13 protein-coding genes are annotated in these 12,622 nt (G+C 62.9%); 10 read left to right on the top strand and 3 right to left on the bottom strand.

All coding sequences use genetic code 11. The annotated features are described in order from the left end of the window. The first annotated feature begins 176 nt into the window (after nucleotides 1–176). The gene (locus BLT92_RS13845; protein ID WP_197679617.1) at nucleotides 177–1,634 is read left to right on the top strand and encodes an MFS transporter; all 1,458 of its coding nucleotides are present in this window, start codon (nucleotides 177–179) and stop codon (nucleotides 1,632–1,634) included. Between the two features lie 184 nt (nucleotides 1,635–1,818). On the opposite strand, the gene BLT92_RS13840 is transcribed toward BLT92_RS13845, so the two are convergent. After that, nucleotides 1,819–2,190 carry a MarR family winged helix-turn-helix transcriptional regulator gene (locus BLT92_RS13840; protein ID WP_231938838.1) on the bottom strand — a complete coding sequence of 124 codons (372 nt, stop codon included), beginning with the start codon at nucleotides 2,188–2,190 and terminating at the stop codon, nucleotides 1,819–1,821. A 256-nt stretch (nucleotides 2,191–2,446) separates the two neighbouring features. On the opposite strand from BLT92_RS13840, the gene idi reads away from it, so the two are divergent. The 9 genes from idi (at nucleotide 2,447) to BLT92_RS20630 (ending at nucleotide 10,125) form a co-directional block, all read left to right on the top strand. After that, nucleotides 2,447–2,989, top strand: a complete 543-nt coding sequence (gene idi / locus BLT92_RS13835) for an isopentenyl-diphosphate Delta-isomerase (RefSeq protein WP_092106450.1) — start codon at nucleotides 2,447–2,449, stop codon at nucleotides 2,987–2,989. Next, nucleotides 2,982–4,046, top strand: coding sequence for a polyprenyl synthetase family protein (locus BLT92_RS13830; protein ID WP_092106448.1), 1,065 nt, complete (start codon nucleotides 2,982–2,984; stop codon nucleotides 4,044–4,046). Before idi ends, BLT92_RS13830 begins: the two co-directional genes overlap by 8 nt. After that, the gene (locus tag BLT92_RS13825) at nucleotides 4,043–5,272 is read left to right on the top strand and encodes a cytochrome P450 (RefSeq protein ID WP_231938837.1); all 1,230 of its coding nucleotides are present in this window, start codon (nucleotides 4,043–4,045) and stop codon (nucleotides 5,270–5,272) included. Before BLT92_RS13830 ends, BLT92_RS13825 begins: the two co-directional genes overlap by 4 nt. Next, nucleotides 5,269–5,622, top strand: coding sequence for a lycopene cyclase domain-containing protein (locus BLT92_RS13820; protein WP_092106446.1), 354 nt, complete (start codon nucleotides 5,269–5,271; stop codon nucleotides 5,620–5,622). Before BLT92_RS13825 ends, BLT92_RS13820 begins: the two co-directional genes overlap by 4 nt. Then, nucleotides 5,612–5,935: a lycopene cyclase domain-containing protein gene (locus tag BLT92_RS13815; protein WP_092106444.1), complete on the top strand. Its 324-nt coding sequence runs from the start codon at nucleotides 5,612–5,614 to the stop codon at nucleotides 5,933–5,935. The genes BLT92_RS13820 and BLT92_RS13815 overlap by 11 nt, the downstream gene beginning before the upstream one ends. Then, nucleotides 5,932–7,485: an FAD-dependent oxidoreductase gene (locus tag BLT92_RS13810; protein WP_092106442.1), complete on the top strand. Its 1,554-nt coding sequence runs from the start codon at nucleotides 5,932–5,934 to the stop codon at nucleotides 7,483–7,485. The genes BLT92_RS13815 and BLT92_RS13810 overlap by 4 nt, the downstream gene beginning before the upstream one ends. Before the next feature lie 142 nt (nucleotides 7,486–7,627). Beyond that, nucleotides 7,628–9,127: a cryptochrome/photolyase family protein gene (locus BLT92_RS13805; RefSeq protein ID WP_092106440.1), complete on the top strand. Its 1,500-nt coding sequence runs from the start codon at nucleotides 7,628–7,630 to the stop codon at nucleotides 9,125–9,127. Then, complete coding sequence (locus BLT92_RS13800) at nucleotides 9,124–9,951, top strand: SDR family oxidoreductase (RefSeq protein WP_092106438.1); 828 nt, start codon at nucleotides 9,124–9,126, stop codon at nucleotides 9,949–9,951. The genes BLT92_RS13805 and BLT92_RS13800 overlap by 4 nt, the downstream gene beginning before the upstream one ends. A 3-nt stretch (nucleotides 9,952–9,954) precedes the next feature. Continuing rightward, entirely contained in the window at nucleotides 9,955–10,125 is a 171-nt protein-coding gene (locus tag BLT92_RS20630) for a transcription termination/antitermination protein NusG (protein WP_172802599.1), read from the top strand. On the opposite strand, the gene crtI is transcribed toward BLT92_RS20630, so the two are convergent. Then, on the bottom strand, nucleotides 10,113–11,723 hold the full coding sequence (gene crtI, locus BLT92_RS13795; protein WP_092106436.1) for a phytoene desaturase family protein: 1,611 nt from the start codon (nucleotides 11,721–11,723) through the stop codon (nucleotides 10,113–10,115). The genes BLT92_RS20630 and crtI overlap by 13 nt on opposite strands. Continuing rightward, on the bottom strand, nucleotides 11,720–12,616 hold the full coding sequence (locus tag BLT92_RS13790) for a phytoene/squalene synthase family protein (RefSeq protein ID WP_092106434.1): 897 nt from the start codon (nucleotides 12,614–12,616) through the stop codon (nucleotides 11,720–11,722). Before BLT92_RS13790 ends, crtI begins: the two co-directional genes overlap by 4 nt. Between the last annotated feature and the right edge of the window lie 6 nt (nucleotides 12,617–12,622).

Here is a 12,622-nt window from a genome sequence, read left to right as displayed (position 1 = left end):
CCCAGGAGCTGGCCAGCAGCGGACTCGACGTGCCCACGCAGGACCTGTCCATTCCGCTCAACCAGTTCCCGGCCCTGCCCCGCAGCGGGTTCGTCTTCCACTACACCGGCAGAGCAGGGTCAGACACCTGAAGGACCCAACGATGCCTGCCTCGCACAACGAGAGAGAGGAATGGAATGAGCAGTTCGTCGAGTGATGAGAAGATCCCCACCCCCGACGGCATCGATATGAGTAAGATGCCACCCGGCCAGAAGCGGACTCTCAAACGGGCGATCGGCGGTTCGGCACTCGGCAACGCGGTCGAATGGTTCGACTACGGCGTCTACTCGTACGTGTCGGTCTACATCGCCAGCACCTTCTTCCCCGGCGAATGGGGTGTTGCCCTCACCTTCGCCACCCTTGCCCTGTCGTTCGTCTTCCGGCCGCTGGGCGGTCTCATCCTCGGCCCCCTGGGAGACAAGGTGGGCCGTCAGCACGTGATGGTCCTGACCATCATCATGATGACGGTTCCGACCACACTCATCGGCATCCTGCCCAGCTATGCCACCCTCGGGGCATTCGCGCCGATCCTGCTCCTGCTGTGCCGCATGGTCCAAGGGTTCTCCACCGGCGGCGAGTACGGCGGTGCCGCCGTCTACATGGCAGAGTCGGCACCCGATAAGCGGAGAGGCTTCTGCGGGTCCTTCCTCGAAATGGGCACGCTGGCGGGCACAGCCTCGGCGGCATTGGTCTGCACCATCCTCCTCGTTGTCGTCGGCTCCGACGGCATGGAGGCCGGCTGGTGGCGACTGCCGTTCCTGCTGACTCTCCCCCTCGGCGCCATCGCCCTCTGGCTGCGGATGAAGCTCGATGAGCCGGAGGCATTCTCACAGACCACCTCGAAGCAGCAGGCGAACCGGAAGCCGTTCCGGGACCTCTTCACCGGGTACAAGAAACAGATCGTCATGCTCATGGCCTTCGTCGTGCTGCTCAACATCGGCCAGTACATGGTCCTGACGTACATGCCGACCTACCTCAGCGGCATCCTCGGCCACTCCGAAGTCACGAGCAATTTCATGCTCGTCGGACTGCTGGCGGCGATGATCGTCGTCGTCAGTCCCCTGGGTCGGCTGACCGACTCCATCGGGCGCAAACCGGTGCTCTACACCTCGGCGATCGGATTCATCGTCCTCTCCGTCCCGGCGTTCATGCTCATGCATGCCGAAGGGCGCTTCCTCCAGTTCCTGGGACTCGGCATCATCGCTCTCCTCCAGGTGATGATGCAGTCGTGCGTCTCCGCGACGCTGCCGGCGATCTTCCCCACCCAGGTGCGGTTCTCCGGCTTCGCCATCGGCTACAACATCTCCACCGCGATCTTCGGCGGAACCACGGCCGCGGTGAACACCTTCGTCATTCAGACCACCGGGTTCGACCTGTTCCCCGCCGTCTACCTCGTCGGTGCCGGAATCATCGGCCTCATCGGAATCCACTTCTTCAACGAAACCGCAGGACGCCCCATCGACGGTGACACTCCCCCAGGATCCGAAGACGAAGAACTTGCGCAGATGGGCTATGAACTCATCGGATTCAACGACAATGACGATGACGATGACAGCACCGCGGACTCAGACGCCGGTGCAGGCTGGCACCGATAAAGGCATCGACACTTCCTTCCCAGAGGCAGTGCGAGGAAGCTGAAAGCAGGAGGTGCCTATTGCGCTCAACCTCCCCTGGGCGACTGCCTGACAGGCTCTTGTCCAGCGGCCGGCCGCGACGGTGGCTCACCTCCTCATTCGAACAAGTGACTACCCGCAGTATCTCACCAAGCGTCCGCCGAGGTCACTGCGCGGCCAAATCTCCCTGCGGTTCGTCGGCTTCAGCCAAGGCTGTGAGAAATCGGACGACGACGTCGCGCTCGTCGCTGCTCAAGGCGGCAGCGGCTGCAAAGCGGCGCGCGTGTTGGCGACCGACCGTCTCCCGTGCCGCTTGGGCTGTCTGTGGAGTCACATCGATGCAGATCGTCCGCTGATCCTTGGGGTGCGGAGCGCGAATCAGATGCCCGGCCACGACCAGCCGGTCGATGAGCTTCGTCGTCGAGGCACTGGAGATTCCGACCTCATGGGCAATATCCTTCGGCGTGACCACCCGCCCCTGCTTCTGCGCTTGCATAAGCATCCGGATGGCGCGCATGTCACTCTCATTGAGGCGCATGTACCTCCTGGACGCCTCTGACAGCGCCCGATCGGCTTCCCGCCAGTTTCGCAGCGCCTCCATGACGGACATGCACTGCGTTATTTCGGGCTGCGTCAGCTGAGAACGATCGGAGAACTCGGGACCGTTCGAAAAATAATTCAATTCCAAATCCATGGGGATTCTTCGCTCTGTGCTCGACACGATGACAGCCTACCGTTGCTATGCTAGATTAAACCTCTCGCCTGGCTAACGAAAGTGGGTTCGAACAGTGGAAATGGTTGTTCTCGTCGACCACACCGGAGACCCCATCGGTGTGCAGGACAAGGCCGACGTCCATGGCCTGTCCACTCCACGACACCTGGCATTCTCCTGCCATGTCGTCGATGAACGTGGTCGCCTTCTCGTCACACGACGCGCACTTGAGAAGCGGACCTGGCCGGGAGTATGGACGAATTCCTTCTGCGGACACCCCGCTCCCGGCGAAACACTCGAGGACGCCGTCCGTCGCCGCGCGGCATTCGAGCTCGGACTGAGCGTTGATCACATCACCTGCGCCATCCCCGACTTCGCCTACGTCGCGCGAGATGCCTCCGGAATCGAAGAGAACGAACACTGCCCCGTCTTCATCGCCCGTGCCACATCGTCGCTGACGCCGAATCCCGCCGAGGTGGCCCAGACCCAGTGGACGACGGCGGCAGAGCTGACCTCGGCGATCGACTCGGCACCCTGGGCATTCAGCCCATGGATGGTCGAACACTTCCCGGAACTCGCACCCCATCTCGCAGAGCACATTGCCGAGGCGGGACTCAATGACTGACTCCATCACCCCACTCGATGACATCGCATTCTCGTTCCAGGACAGACTCGCGCAGGTACTCAGGGACGGCAGACACCGCTCACGCGCCGCCTCCACACAGTACAGGCAACTCTGGGAATCGCTGACCCGCATGGCCACCGGTGGTAAGTTGATCCGGCCGCGACTACTCATGGACGCACATCGCGGCCTGGGCGGCCGTGACGAGCGTGCCGCCGTCGATGCGGCATGTGCCATGCAGCTGCTGCACATCGCACTCGTCATCCACGACGACGTCATCGACAACGACACCATCCGTCGCGGTGAGGCGAATATCTCCGGGGAATTCGCCGCCGAGGCGGTGCTGCGCGGTGCCGCCCGGCGCGAGGCTCAAGCCTGGGGAGACGCAACAGCGCTTCTGGGCGGTGACCTCATGCTCACCCTCGCCCATTCTCTGCTCGCCCGACTCGACGTCGACGACGCCAAACGCCGGGCCATCCTCGACATCTTCGATGACACGCTGTTCGAAAGCGCCGCAGGAGAACACTCCGACGTGTGGCTGAGCCTGCATCTGGAAGAAGCGCGATCTCAGGACGTCCTTGCGATGGCCGGCCAGAAGACCGCAGTGTACTCGTTTCAGGCTCCCCTGCTCATCGCAGCCGTTCTCGCCGGCGCCGACACCGGACTCATCGACGAATTGACCGTCATTGCTCGACAGATCGGGGTCATCTACCAGTTGCGCGACGACGTCCTCGGACTCTTCGGCGATGAACGCACGATAGGAAAATCCACGATCAGCGATCTCCGTGAAGGCAAGGAAACTCTTCTGATCGCCTTCGCCCGCTCTGATCCTTCCTGGGTCGCCGTCCGCAGCCTGTTCGGGGATAGGATGCTGAGCACCGCCGATGGTCATCGGCTGCGGCAGGTCATCGAGGAATCAGGAGCGCTCGTGTTCGTCGAATCCATCATCTCCGATCGCTGTGATGACCTGTACCGACTCATCCGCGAGGCGGCTCTGCCGACCGCCTTGAGCAATCAGCTCATCGAGCTGACCTCCGAGTGCAACAGCCGCACCGCATGAACTCGACGCCCAAGCGCAAAGCCGTCCGCGACGATGAGAATCGTGGGCCCCGAATCGACTATGACCGAAACATGTGGAGAATCCGGTCATTCGAAGCGGCTCGACAGGTGCTGCGTGCACGCCATCAGACCACGCAGGCCGGATTCACCGCCGAGAAGATTCCACGGGGCTATTTTCGCCATCATCCGATCCTGATCTCCGATGGTGACGATCACGATGCGCAACGCAGAGAGGTCGCTCGGTTCTTCGCCCCCGCTGTGGTCACTGCGAAGTACGGAGACTTCATCAATGACCGTGCTCAGGCCCTCGTCGACACCGCCCTTGCAGAGGGCAGATGCCGCCTCGACGAGGTGGCTCTGCATTATTCGGTCGCCGTCACCGCTGAGGTGGTGGGGTTGACCGAATCACCCACCGACGCCATGGCCAAACGTCTCGTCGGGTTCTTCAGGCAGCCCCCTGTCGATCTCTCCGCTCCCTCGATGGGACGCACACGTCGACAGTGGATCCAGGCCGCAGTCAACGGCCTCGTCCCGATCGCACAGTTCTACAGCAACGATGTTCGACCGGCGATTCGGGCCCGCAGCAGACAGCGTCGCGACGATGTTCTGTCTCATCTGCTGGCCTCCGGCTACAACACCGCGGACATCCTGGTCGAATGCGTGACCTACGGCACCGCAGGCATGGTCACCACGCGCGAATTCATTTCAATGGCGTGTTGGCACCTGCTGACGAATCCCGAATTGGGGCATGAGTATGCTGCGGCCCCACAGTCGACCAGGCTGAGGATGCTGGAGGAGATCATTCGTCTCGACCCTGTGGTCGGCCATCTCTACCGGCGGGCACACAGCGATATCACCATCACAGACGAGGGACGTGAGCACACCATCTCCGAAGGCGACCTGATCGACGTGTGCGTGAGGCAGACCAACACCGATCCACATGTGATGGGAACAGACCCGAACTCGATCTGCCCCGGACGCGAGCTGGGACAGGGGACGCCGACGACGGGATTGGCCTTCAGCGATGGCGCGCACAAATGCCCCGGCCAGCCGTTGGCCCTCTACGAGACCGATGCCCTCCTGCACAGGCTCCTGGCCGCTCGACCGCGCATTCTCCGTGAGCCTTCGATCAGCTGGGACAACGTCATCGAAGGATATCGCCTGCGCGGCTTGGACCTGAGCCTGATGACGAGGTCACGTCCTGCGACCACGAGAAAGACGACATGAGCTCATTCGAATACCTGCTGCTGATGGGCGCGTGCCTGTTGATCACGCTTCCGCTGGAGCTGCTGTTCTCTGCCCGGGTCTATCGCCGCTGGAAGGTGCTGATCGGATCTCTTGTTCCGATCGTCCTCATCTTCTCGCTCTGGGACATTGTCGCCATTTCCCGAGATCACTGGACCTACAACCCGAAGTACGTCACCGGCGTCCACCTCGGCGACCTTCCGTTGGAAGAGATCGTCTTCTTCATCGTCATCCCCATCTGCGCCCTGCTCAGCTACGAAGCTGTGGGCACCGTGCTCAACTTCTTCACGAAGAAGGCCAAGAACAGAAGGGGAGGCAACGATGGTGCCTGAATACACGCTGATGACGATAGTCGGAATGCTGGTCGTCATCGGGCTCGAGTTCTTCGTCTTTCGCAGCGGAATCTTCCGACGGTCGAAATACTGGGCTGCGCTCGCCATCTGCCTGGGATTCCAATGCCTGGTCGACGGATGGCTGACCAAACTGAGCGACCCCATCGTCATCTACAACCCGTCCGAGTTCCTGAATCTGCGTTTCCCCTGGGACATCCCGATCGAAGACTTCGGATTCGGATTCGCCATGATCACCGCGGTTCTCATGCTGTGGCAATGGCAGCTCAATCGTTCGAAGAAGGGCACAGAATGACACCCGGATCACGACCGAGAGATCGCTTCGCTGAGACCATCCCGGCCCCGCAGGGACGGCCCCGCCCGCTGCGACCCAAACAGGCCACCGTCATCGGCGGAGGCATCGCAGGACTCGCCGCGGCAACGATCCTTGCCGAACACGGCGTCAAGGTCACGGTGGTCGAGAAGAACAACCACCTCGGCGGGCGCGTGGCCGCGTGGCCGGTCGCGGCCGATCGGACCATGAGCCGAGGATTCCACGCATTCTTTCGGCAGTACTACAACCTTCGCGATCTGCTCAGTCGGGCAGATCCCGAGCTTCACCGCCTGCAGCCCGTCGACGACTACCCCCTCCGCCATCGCCGAGGCTCCACGGACACCTTCGCCTCGATCCCCCGGACTCCACCGTTCAATCTCCTCGGGTTCGTCTGGCAGAGTCCGACGTTTCCCCTCCGCCGGCTCCTCGATGTCGACATCCCGGCTGCGGTTGAACTCATCGACGTCGAGTTTCCCGCGAGCTATCGACGTTACGATGGTGAGTCCGCCGCCGACTTCCTCGACCGGCTGCGCTTCCCCGACGAAGCCCGCCATCTGGCTCTTGAGGTGTTCGCACGCTCCTTCTTCGCCGATCCGCAAGATTTCTCCGCCGGTGAGCTCATCGCCATGTTCCACACCTACTTCGCCGGATCGGCAGAGGGGCTGCTCTTCGACGTCCCGGTCGATGACTACGACACTGCTCTCTGGGCTCCTCTGGCCGACTATCTCACCGAACTGGGGGTGCAGATCCACACCGGTGAGATGGTGACCTCGCTTGAATCCACGTCCTCGGGCTGGACGGTGTCGGCCGGCGGCCATGATGTCCAAAGCGATGCTGTCGTCCTCGCCGCCGATCCCGCGCGAGCCCGCGAGCTGCTGAGGGGCAGCCGCGACTCGATCGTGCGCGCCGCTCCAGCCGCACAACGGTGGCTTGAGAACATCGACTCGCTGACCAACGCTCCCGCCTTCGCGGTGCTTCGTCTCTGGCTCGGTGCACCCGTGGCTGACCATCGGCCGGCGTTCCTGGGCACCAGCGGATACGACGTCCTCGACAATGTCTCGGTGCTCGAACGCTTCGAGGACGGGGCCAGTCAATGGGCGCAATCCCACAACGGTTCGGTCCTGGAACTCCACGCCTATGCCCTCGACATCGACGGCGATCCTTCAGAGCAGGACAGGGCGAGCATCGTGGCCCGTCTGCTCTCGGACTTGCATCAGGTCTACCCCGAAACCACCCATCTGCCCATCGTGGACCAGGAGCTGCTCATCGAGGCAGACTGCGCATTGACGGACACCCGCCCGTGGGATGAGCGGCCCGAAGCCGCCACCCCGATTCCGGGGCTGGTCGTCGCCGGTGACTATGTGCGCTGCAATCTCCCTGTGGCACTGATGGAACGCGCCGCGACGACCGGATACATGGCGGCCAATCACCTGCTCTCGTCGTGGAGGGTCGAGGGGACCGCGCTGCGATCACCACCGACTCGCGGACTGCTGAGACGCGGCGTGCTGGGACGGATGAGGAGACTTCGATGACCGCTGATTGGAAATCGCTTCATCATTCCGTGGGATTCGCGACTGCCCTCAATGCGGAGATCCTCCGTTTCGATCCGGACGAAACGCGTCGGTGCCTGATGCACGATCGAGGTCTGACGCGCGCTCGAACGGGCGGTCGCTGATGGGCGCAACCGACGACGACCTCACCCTGGTGTGGTTTCGTGATGACCTGCGTGTGAGCGACCACGCAGCGCTCACGGCGGCGCGTGCCGATGGCCGCGTCATCGCCGTGTGGATCCGTGAGGTCCGCGACGACGAGGGGCTGGGGCCCAGACCGATGGGTGGGGCAAGCCGGTGGTGGGCACATGAATCTCTGGCCGTTCTCCACCAAGAGCTCTCTGACCTGGGAATTCCTCTGCTCTTCGCCGCAGGTGAGGCTGCTGTGATCATTCCGCACCTGGCCGGCAGCCTCGGCGTCGGTGCACTCCGGTGGTCACGCCGTTACGCCCCCGCCTCCCGGGCTCTCGACAGCCAGATCAAGACCGTTCTGAACGATCAGGGCTTCGTCGTCCATTCCCACGGTGGGTCCCTCCTCGTCGAACCCTGGACGGCCGCACCTCAGGGCGGTGACCACTACAAGGTCTTCACCCCGTTCTGGAAGGCCGTGTCAGGTCGCGAGGTCGGTGACGCGCTGCCGACGCCGCAGCCACAGTCACCTCTGGACCCGGCTCTGGTGGAATCGGCACGAGCCTGCACTGCCGTGACCGACCTCGACGGACTGGGACTCCTCGACGGCACGGGCACCGGTTCAGGAGAATTCGCCGCAGCCCGCGGCCCCCGGTGGTGGCAGGACACCATCGCCAGCCACTGGTCGCCGGGAACCAGGGCCGCTGCCGCCCAGCTTGAGGATCTGGCGGAGGGCATCGACGGCTACAGCACCACCAGGGATATTCCCTCGGATGCGCAGAGCACCTCTCGACTCTCGCCGAGGCTGCGATACGGAGAACTGTCACCACGACAGCTGCTCCACGCCGCTCGGACGACGACATCCGTGACCCCGGACGATCGCGCACCGTGGATCCGTCAGCTCTACTGGCGCGAATTCTCCTGGCATCTGACCTACCACTACCCCGACATCGACTACGCGCCGATCAGAAGTGAGTTCCGAAACTTCCCCTACGAAGACGACGCTGATGCGCTGGCCCATTGGAGGTCGGGGACCACCGGCTATCCACTCGTCGATGCAGGAATGGCCCAGCTGTGGGAGACAGGCTGGATGCACAATCGGGTTCGCATGGTCACTGCGAGCTTTCTCACCAAGAACCTCCTCCAGCATTGGTGGTGCGGAGAACAATGGTTCTGGGACACCCTCGTCGACGCCGATGAAGCCAACAACCCGGTCTCCTGGCAGTGGGTCGCCGGCAGTGGTGCCGATGCCGCTCCCTATTTCCGTGTATTCAATCCCGAACGCCAACGCGAACGCTTCGACCCCGACGACGCCTATATCGATGACTGGCTGCCCTACGCCCCGGAAGCCGCGCCCGCTCCCATCGTCGGTCTCGCGGATTCGCGGCAGGCCGCACTGAGTGCCTACGATCACATGAAGAATGTGTCAGCAGGACCTGCCTCCGCAGGATCCGCGTCCGGAGAGAATGATGACACGAAGGAGGTCCGAACATGAGGGTGCTTCTGGCAGGATGCGGTGATCTCGGAACGCGATTGGGACTGCGGCTGGTGCGAAGCGGCCACGAGGTCATTGGTGCGCGCCGACACCCTGACCAGCTTCCCGACTCATTCGAAACGCTTGCCGTGGACCTCGGCAACCCCGATGACACCACCATCGACGACATTGACTCGGTGGTCATCACGCTGACTCCCGATGACTATTCCGATGCGGGCTATGAGCAGACGTATCGCCGCGGAGTCGAAGGCCTGATCAGCATCCTGCGCTCCCGACCCAAGCGGGTGATCCTCGTGTCCTCGACTCGAGTCCTCGGCAGTGCGTCGCCCGGCGAGACTGCGAACGAGGACACTGTGCCCCGCCCTGGCTCAGGCCCTGCCCGCACTCTCTGGGAGACCGAGCAGCTCATTCGCAGCACGTTCGCATCCGCCTCAATCGTTCGGGCCGCCGGGATCTATGGTCGCGAGGGCTCTCGGCTCGTCGACGGAGTCCTCTCCGGCCGAGCCGTGAACTACCGACGGTGGACGAATCGCGTTCACCACCGTGATCTCATCCGAGGCCTGGAAGCTCTCCTGTTCGCCCCTGACCCACCTCAGCTCCTGCACGCCGCGGACTCGTGTCCGGTCCAGCTGGGTGAGGTCGTCGAATATCTGGCCTCCGCGCTGAACGTCTCGCCTCCACCAGATCTGAGGGCAGAACCCGAAGCGGGAAGACGGATCGAGAACACCCGGTTCCATGACTTCCTCGGATCGTTGGACTTCCCCACCTTCCGCGACGGATACTCGCACCAGTTGCACGGTCCCGAGCCAGCGGGCCTAAACTGAGGTATGGCTGAATTCAACACAGGCGACACCGTGACGATCACCGGCGAACCCATGAACGGCAGCACCGGCAAGATCGAAGTCTTCGACGAAGAACGTGGCAAGTACCTCGTTCGAGTCAACGACCTCGCGCAGCACTACTACAGCGCAGATGAGCTCGAGCCCTACAACGGCTGAGACACCGCTGTCTCGAAGGGATCATCGTCGATGGGCAGCGGTCCCGGACTTGAGTCCCCTCGAATGCGCTTGAGGACCAGTTCAGCACTGATCAGACACATCGGCACGCCGACGCCGGGAGCGGTCGTCGCACCTGCGTAGTAGAGTCCCTCCACCTTGTTGGAGACATTCTGCTGGCGGAACATCGCACTCTGGCGCAGCGTATGGGCGGGCCCGAGCATGCCCCCGAGCCACGAATTGTAGCTGCTGGAGAAGTCTGTCGGCCCCTGTGTCTGCCGAAACCTGATCCGATCTCTCAGGTCAGGGATGTCGGCCCACTGGGCAACCTGATCGATGGCTCGATCCGCTGCACGTTCGATGCGCGGATCCCCCTTCCCATCGCGGCCGCCAGCGCCCAGTCCGGCATCGGCCGGCACGGGGATGAGGATGAACAGATTCTCGTGGTCGGGCGGTGCCACGCTCGGATCGGTGTGGCTGGGCTTGCACACATAGGCCGAGGCCGGGGAGGAGATCTTCGGTCGAGGCCCGAAGATGTCGTCGAAGTTGGTCGACCAGTCGTCGGTGAAGAACAGTGAGTGATGTGGAAGCTGCGGGATCTCTCCCTCGACTCCGAGGAAGACCAGAATCGCGCCCGGGCCGCTTGTCACCCTCTCCCACCAGCTCTCCGGGCGGCTCTGATCGACATGGTCCAGGAGCCGAGTCTCCGTGTAGTGGAGATCAGCGGCGGAGACGACGACATCGCAGCGGTGCTCGTGCTTGCGACCCTCCTGGTCCGCCCAGGCGAGGCCGGTGACTTTCCGGCGTCGACCTCTCTGCGGGACGGCAGATATGTGTCTGACAGCAGCATTGGTGTGCACTCGGACCCCGGATTCGTCGACGATGCGGGTCAAGGCGTCGACGATGGTCCTGAACCCTCCCATGGGGTACTGGACCCCGTCGCCAAGGTCCAGAGCGCTCATCAGATGGTAGATCGCCGGCGCCTTCCGCGGGTCCGTACCGAGGAAGATCGCCGGGTACTGGAGGATCTGTCGCAGCACGGGATGCCGCACCGAGGCGGAGGAGAAGCGTTCAAGAGATGTCCCGAGCAGACGCACCAGAGTCGGGAGCGCGGTCATGATCTCGGACCGAAGCATCGACATCGGCGAGGTGAAGGGGTTGTAGAGAAAGTAGTCGATCGCCATGTTCTTGGTGCGGTTGGCCGATGCTAGATATCGGTTCAGAGAACGGCCGCTGCCCCGCTCGATGTGCTCGAAGGCCTCGAGCACCTGGGCTTGGCCCTGCGGAATTGTGATCGCCTGTGCGTGTGAGGATGCCGAGGCGGGGCTGAAGACGGTGTAGGCGGGGTCGAGGGTGCGCAGATCCAGTTCGGCGGCGGCTGTGGTTCCGACGAGGTTGAAGAAATGTTCGAAGACCTCCGGCATCAAGTACCAGGACGGTCCGGTGTCGAACCGATAACCGTCCCGCTCGATCGAACCGATACGACCGCCGAGAGTCGAATTCTGCTCGAAGAGGTCGACCGTGTGTCCCTCGCGCGCCAAGAGTGCGGCAGTGGCCAACCCCGCGGCTCCGCCACCGATGACACCGATGCGTCGCGTCATGGCCGCCCCTCCCTCACTGTGGAGAGGATGGCTCGCGATACAAGCCTGGCTTTCACCACGTTGGGCACGCGCACGCGCTCCTGATACAGGCGATCAACGGGAGTGACTGCGATCCTGTCGTTGAGAGCGGCGAAGAGCGCCGCGGCAGTTCTCACCGCCGTTCTGGCATCCTTCGGCAGCAGGGAGAACGTGGCCTGAGCGTGTGCGAGCTGCTGCCGGACAATGATCACCCACGCGGTCTTGTCAGAATCCGAGAGACGACTCTCAGCGGTGAGATAGCTGCGATGCAGCCGCACACTGTCGTCGGCCAGATCGCGGAGGAAATTGATGTTCTGAAACGCCGCCCCGAGCTGCCGCGCACCGAATTCCAGGGCCTCAACCTGGGCAGGGGTGCGGTCCTGATCGCTGAGGAAGACCTTGAGGCACATGAGGCCGACCACCTCGGCGGAGCCGTAGACGTAATCACGATGTTCGTCCGCGAGGAGGCCACGGACGGGTGCGGGAGGATCATTCGGGGTGCCCACATCTGCTCGCATTGAGGCGAAGAACGGCTCGATGAGGTCAAACGTGATTCCGGTCGTCCTGGCTGTCTGGGCAAACGCGTGGATGACGAGGTTGTCACTGATGCCGAATCGCAGTGCGCTGCGGGTTGCATCAGCGAAGTTGTCTAGCAGTTCACGCTGCTCGCTCGCATCGAGTCCTGCGTCCGCGGCGAGACCATCAACGATCTCATCGGCGATCCTCACGAGGGCATAGATGTTGCGGATATGGTGCCGGCGGGCGGGGCCGAGGAGCCTTGTGGCCAGTCCGAAAGACGTCGAATAGTTCGAAATGACGGCCTCGGCCGCCTGCTGTGCCGTGTGGCTGAACACCTGATGCGTCGGTGAGAACATAATCGC

Origin of the sequence: Brevibacterium picturae, assembly GCF_900105045.1 — a bacterium.
In the GTDB taxonomy this organism is placed as follows: Bacteria; Actinomycetota; Actinomycetes; order Actinomycetales; family Brevibacteriaceae; genus Brevibacterium; species Brevibacterium picturae.
Note: the sequence above shows the minus strand (reverse complement) of the source record. Positions and strands in the feature narration are given on the sequence as shown.